Source organism: Flavobacterium sp. ZB4R12, assembly GCF_048276375.1.
GTDB classification, from domain to species: domain Bacteria; phylum Bacteroidota; class Bacteroidia; order Flavobacteriales; family Flavobacteriaceae; genus Flavobacterium; species Flavobacterium gawalongense.
In genome coordinates this window covers 1-3,762 of the sequence record NZ_JBLNKS010000039.1, presented here as the reverse complement: position 1 = coordinate 3,762, position 3,762 = coordinate 1, and the positions used below count along the sequence as shown (strand labels likewise).

The following is a 3,762-nucleotide window of genomic DNA, read 5'->3' as shown; positions in this document are numbered from 1 at the left end:
TATAAAGTTAATAAAATTTACAATGAAAAATAAACCCATTTTAGGATTAAGAATTAATGTAAATTTATATCAGGATTAATAACAAAAAGTGTAAACTTTTTTCAGGACGAGACAGTTATTTAAATCTGTGCAAAATCCGTTCAATCCGTGTTATCTGTGTGCCATATTTTATCCTTTGGAACATATTGCGGACTGTCATAAAAAATAAAAGATTGAAACGATAGCGGGAAATAGCTCCAAAAAACTAAACTAAAAGGTATTAATTAGCTTATTAACGAGACAGTTAGCGTTTTTATAATTGGCAGTTATTGATTGTCAATTATATAAATAGTATATTTGCACAAATTATTGGAATATTATGAATAACAAGGAAGGCAATAATAAGAAAAGTAGTCCAAGAGCGAATAGCTCACGACCAAGTTCGAATAAGCCAAAACCTGCCATGCAGAAGCGCGCTCAAGGGCCGAAAAAAGTTAAAGTAAATACTAAAGTTGCCGATATCGCTACTGATAAAGTAGAGAAAAAACCAAATCAAGCACCAAAGAGACCGAAAGTAAAAGACGAAATTCGTTTGAATAAATACATCGCTAATTCTGGTGCGTGCTCGCGTCGTGATGCTGATATTTATATTCAATCCGGAACCGTGAAAGTAAACGGAATTCCTGTTACCGAAATGGGATATATGGTAAAACCAGGAGATGTAGTGAATTTTGACGGTTCGACTTTGACACCGGAGAAAAAAGTATACATCTTACTAAACAAACCAAAAAACTTTACGACTGCCTTGGACGAAGGTCAGGAGTATCGTAATGTATTGGAATTGGTTAAAGGCTCTACGACTGCAAAAATTGGCGCTGTTGGAAGAATGGATAAAAACACAACTGGATTGCTATTGTTCACGAACGATACGGATATGATTCGTAAGTTTACTTTACCAAGTCAAAAATCATCTAAAATATACCAAGTTTCACTTGATAAAAATTTGAAATTTGAAGATTTAGAAAAAATAAACAAAGGTTTGGTTCTTGATGGTCACCGTGTTTTTGTGGAAGATGTAAGTTACATCGATGGCGAAGCGAAAAGTGAAATCGGCTTGCAATTAAGATCGTCTAACGTAAAAGTGGTTCGCTCTATTTTTGAACACTTCAGTTATGATGTATTGCGAATTGACAGAGTTTCTTTTGCTGGTTTAACCAAAAAGAATTTACCACGAGGCAACTGGAGATTGCTTACAGAACAAGAAATTATCAATTTGAAGAACGTTTAATATTTCTTTGAAATTATAAAAATAAAATCCCTTTCGCATAAAGTGAAATGGGATTTTTTTAATTAAAAATTCAATCCTAATTAGTATGACACCAGAAAAATTACAATCTATTGCTTTTAAATGGTTTGAAACTTTTAATAATAAAGAGTTAGAAAAACTATTGTCTTTGTATGATGAAGATGCAGTGCATTTTAGTCCAAAACTAAAAATATACAAACCTGACACCAACGGTTTTGTTACCGGTAAGGAGGCGTTGCGCGAATGGTGGCAAGATGCTTTTGAGCGTTTACCAAGTTTGAATTACAAAGTTAAATCGCTTACCGCAAATGGGGATCGCGTTTTTATGGAATACACGAGAACGGTAAATGGAGAAGAGGATATGCTGGTTGCTGAAGTATTAGACATCAGAGAAGATAAAATAATTGCTTCCCGAGTGTATCATGGATAAAAGTCAAAATATTGATTTTTTTGCTGGAATATGATTTACCCCGAATGACTTAAAAAAAGTGGATATGGATTCAAAAATCCGTATCCACTTTTTTACAATAATGTCTATCATACAGATATAAAAAAAGCTTCTCGATTGAGAAGCTTTTTTTGTGCGGATAATAGGACTCGAACCTACACGCCTTGCGGCACCAGATCCTAAGTCTGGCATGTCTACCAATTTCACCATATCCGCGTAATTGTGGGTGCAAAGATAAACATAACTTCCAACTTTCAAAGCAATTTATGTAAAAAATATTCATACTCTTTTTTGTACTTTTGAAATATAAACAAAATCAATAATGGAAAATATAAAATCATACGTTCAGCAACATAAGGATCGGTTTATCAATGAATTAATCGAATTATTAAAAATCCCATCCGTAAGTGCTGACACTGCTTATTCTCAAGATGTTATAGACACCGCTGCTGCCGTAAAAACCAGTTTAGAAAAAGCAGGTTGCGATTTTGTTGAGATTTGCGATACTCCAGGTTACCCAATTGTTTACGGTGAAAAAATTATTGATAAATCGTTGCCAACGGTTCTAGTTTATGGTCATTATGATGTACAACCGCCAGATCCATTGGAATTATGGACTTCTCCCCCATTTGAACCCGTTATCAAAAAAACCGATATCCATCCCGAAGGCGCTATTTTTGCCCGTGGATCTTGTGATGACAAAGGCCAAATGTACATGCACGTAAAAGCATTGGAATACATGGTTCAATCGAATACTTTGCCTTGCAACGTGAAATTTATGATTGAAGGCGAAGAAGAAGTGGGTTCCAAAAGTTTGAGTTGGTTTGTGGAACGCAATCAGGAAAAACTAAAAAATGATGTGATTTTAATTTCTGATACGGGAATGATTTCAAATCAGCAACCTTCCATCACGACGGGATTGCGCGGATTAAGTTATGTAGAAGTTGAAGTTACGGGACCTAATCGTGATTTGCATTCCGGATTGTACGGTGGTGCAGTAGCCAATCCCATTAACATTTTGGCAAAAATGATTGCTTCGCTTCATGATGATGACAATCACATTACCATTCCAGGCTTTTATGATAAAGTTCAGGAATTATCTCTCGAAGAAAGAGCCGAAATGGCCAAAGCGCCTTTCAACTTAGAAGATTATAAAAAAGCACTGGACTTAATGGATGTTTATGGCGAAAAAGGATATGTAACCAATGAAAGAAATTCGATTCGCCCTACACTGGACGTCAACGGAATCTGGGGCGGCTACACCGGAGAAGGTGCTAAAACGGTTATTGCGAGTAAGGCTTTCGCCAAAATCTCGATGCGATTAGTCCCTAACCAAGATTGGTCAGCAATCACCGAACTGTTCACCAAACATTTCATCAGCATTGCTCCAGCCGGCGTTACCGTAAAAGTAAAACCACATCATGGCGGGCAAGGGTATGTGACACCAATAGACGGCATAGGATACAAAGCCGCAAACATGGCATATACGGAGACTTTTGGTGTTCCTGCAATTCCCGTGCGCTCCGGAGGAAGTATCCCTATTGTAGCCTTATTTGAGAAAGAATTGAAAAGCAAAACCATCCTGATGGGATTTGGTCTGGACAGCGATGCCATTCACTCGCCAAACGAACATTTTGGGATATTCAATTATTTGAAAGGGATTGAAACCATTCCGTTGTTTTATAAATATTTTGTGGAGTTGAGTAAGTAGCATTTTGCCACAAAGACATTAAGTCACAGAGAAAATTCATTTAAATCCGTTCCCTAATGCTACCGTGTGGACACAAATTTTTATACATTAGAATAGAACACAGATTTGACAGATTAGACGGATTGTCACAGGTTTTTTTGATTATAACATGAAAAATCTAACATGATTATGACACTTCGGGACACGACTTTTTTAATTAGTATAGAAAAGAACAAATTTAAATCTGTGTCTTGTCCTAAAATAGGTTTACACATTTAAACGACAATTAAATGAGAACAAGTAAAGTTATTTTAGGATTTAAAAGGCCGATAGAAATTT

General features: G+C 35.9%; 3 protein-coding genes and 1 tRNA gene. 3 read left to right on the top strand and 1 reads right to left on the bottom strand.

The genetic code is table 11. The features are described from left to right. Nucleotides 1-358: 358 nt before the first annotated feature. Together ACNO7W_RS16225 and ACNO7W_RS16220 are read left to right on the top strand one after the other, a co-directional pair. Complete coding sequence (locus tag ACNO7W_RS16225; protein WP_143387860.1) at nt 359-1,267, top strand: pseudouridine synthase; 909 nt, start codon at nt 359-361, stop codon at nt 1,265-1,267. An 85-nt stretch (nt 1,268-1,352) separates the two neighbouring features. Then, a complete protein-coding gene (locus tag ACNO7W_RS16220; RefSeq protein ID WP_143387861.1) occupies nt 1,353-1,715 on the top strand; it encodes a nuclear transport factor 2 family protein in 363 nt (120 codons plus the stop codon). A gap of 152 nt (nt 1,716-1,867) precedes the next feature. On the opposite strand, the gene ACNO7W_RS16215 is transcribed toward ACNO7W_RS16220, so the two are convergent. Continuing rightward, a tRNA-Leu gene (locus ACNO7W_RS16215) sits at nt 1,868-1,949 on the bottom strand. Nucleotides 1,950-2,055: 106 nt separating this feature from the next. On the opposite strand from ACNO7W_RS16215, the gene ACNO7W_RS16210 reads away from it, so the two are divergent. Further along, the gene (locus ACNO7W_RS16210) at nt 2,056-3,444 is read left to right on the top strand and encodes a dipeptidase (RefSeq protein WP_417938907.1); all 1,389 of its coding nucleotides are present in this window, start codon (nt 2,056-2,058) and stop codon (nt 3,442-3,444) included. The last annotated feature ends 318 nt before the right edge of the window (nt 3,445-3,762 follow it).

Bases quoted from the DNA above. Each gene is read 5' to 3' on its own strand.
- ACNO7W_RS16210 (WP_417938907.1), top strand. From the start codon at position 2,056: ATGGAAAATATAAAATCATACGTTCAGCAACATAAGGATCGGTTTATC.
- ACNO7W_RS16220 (WP_143387861.1), top strand. From the start codon at position 1,353: ATGACACCAGAAAAATTACAATCTATTGCTTTTAAATGGTTTGAAACT.
- ACNO7W_RS16225 (WP_143387860.1), top strand. From the start codon at position 359: ATGAATAACAAGGAAGGCAATAATAAGAAAAGTAGTCCAAGAGCGAAT.